Below are 1180 nucleotides of genomic sequence, written 5' to 3'. Positions count from 1 at the left end.
CGAGGCGCACTACGATCAGGCAGACGCAGTCGACGAGTTCCAGCACCGTCGGCGGGAGCACCTGAACAAGCTGGATTTCGACGAGAGTGATCAGAATGAGTGAGATCCACACCGAAACGGGAGTACCGGAAGTGGGTAAAACCGCCCCAACCCACTTACTTTTAACCAAAACCTACCTGCGTAGCGGCGATACTGTCGTCGCGGGGGGTGCGGCATGAGCACGTCCAGAGACGAGGACGTGTTTGGAGTCTGTGAGTTCTGCGGCTTCTACATCAGGGACGAGGACGACGAGTGCCCGGCTCGCGACGAGGGGGTGTGTCGTCCATGAGCGGCCGTTTCTGCGGCCGCTGCGGGTCGCGGATGACCGTCGAGACGACGAGAGGCGGCATCCCGCACCGCGTCTGTCCGAACTGCGGAGGTAACGATGCCTGAGACGGCCGTCGACCAGCAGCGCGAGCAGATCGCGAACCGTCTCGGCGAGCCGGAGACGCTCCGCTTCCCGAGCGGGTGGACAACGTCGACGAGCTGGCACCGAGCGCAGGCGGCGCCGTCGGAGATCTCGCCGTCGAACCCTGCGGAGTTCGACGTGCTGCTCGGCTACTGCGACGACCGCGACGACATCACCCACCACCGCGTGCTGTTCGCGCTCTACGGCGGCGACCTCGTCGCTGAGTGCGAGTGCGACGGCTGGAGCTACCGCGGCTGGTGCGCGCACGTCGCCGTGCTGTGGTGGCGCTGGTGCCGCGACCAGCTCGCGGTCACGAACCTCGACACCGGTCGGACCTACCTCTCGCCGCCGTGGTGGTTCTCCGTCGACGGCGCCGACGCACAGACGGAGCTCCCGGTCTCGATCGATCAGCCGGTCGCGACGGACGGGGGTAGCCGATGAACCCCCGTTTCGTGTGCTTCGGGTGGAACTGGAGTTGTAACACAACGCCCCGGAAACGTAATACTGCTAAGACGGCCGCGAACCATCTTACTGAGACTTCTACCGCGATTCACCCGGCCGTTATTACACACACGGGGGGGCATCCGAAACGGCGCCCTCATGTGCGCGACGCCGGTGTGCGTGCGAACTTGGAGACGGCGCGCGCGCTGCCGCGTGAAGCGACGCCCGGACGCGGAGCCGCGACCGCGGAGGTGGCGGCATGAAGTACGTCGAGAAGCTCTACGAGTGCCG

1 protein-coding gene is annotated in these 1180 nt (G+C 65.8%); it reads left to right on the top strand.

Annotated features, from left to right (window positions below):
• Nucleotides 1-424: 424 nt before the first annotated feature.
• Nucleotides 425-889, top strand: coding sequence for a hypothetical protein (locus AN233_RS03075; protein WP_058365392.1), 465 nt, complete (start codon nucleotides 425-427; stop codon nucleotides 887-889).
• Nucleotides 890-1180 lie beyond the last annotated feature (291 nt).

It is taken from the genome of Haloparvum sedimenti, assembly GCF_001462205.1.
In the GTDB taxonomy this organism is placed as follows: Archaea; Halobacteriota; Halobacteria; order Halobacteriales; family Haloferacaceae; genus Haloparvum; species Haloparvum sedimenti.
Note: the sequence above shows the minus strand (reverse complement) of the source record. Positions and strands in the feature narration are given on the sequence as shown.